The following is a 237-nucleotide window of genomic DNA, read 5'->3' as shown; positions in this document are numbered from 1 at the left end:
GGGGCAGGGCCAGCACCACGATGCTGGTCATCTTGGGGTTAGTGACGAACAGCAGAATCACACCGCCGACCACCATCAGCGCATAGCGCAGGAACAGCGACAGCGACGAGCCGATGACGGACTGCAGCAAAGTGGTGTCTGCAGTCAGCAGCGACTGGATCTCCGAACTACGGTTGTCCTCGAAGAACCCCGGATGCAGCAACCCCAGGTGGTCGAACACTCCCCGGCGGATATCGG

Annotated in this window: 1 protein-coding gene; it reads right to left on the bottom strand. The window is 61.2% G+C overall.

Annotated elements, in window-relative coordinates:
• Positions 1–237 (bottom strand): ABC transporter transmembrane domain-containing protein (locus tag OH705_RS28705; RefSeq protein WP_267303633.1); only part of this gene is annotated, 237 nt, incomplete at both ends.

The sequence above is a fragment of the Pseudomonas sp. BJa3 genome (assembly GCF_026343815.1).
Lineage (GTDB): Bacteria > Pseudomonadota > Gammaproteobacteria > Pseudomonadales > Pseudomonadaceae > Aquipseudomonas > Aquipseudomonas soli.
Note: the sequence above shows the minus strand (reverse complement) of the source record. Positions and strands in the feature narration are given on the sequence as shown.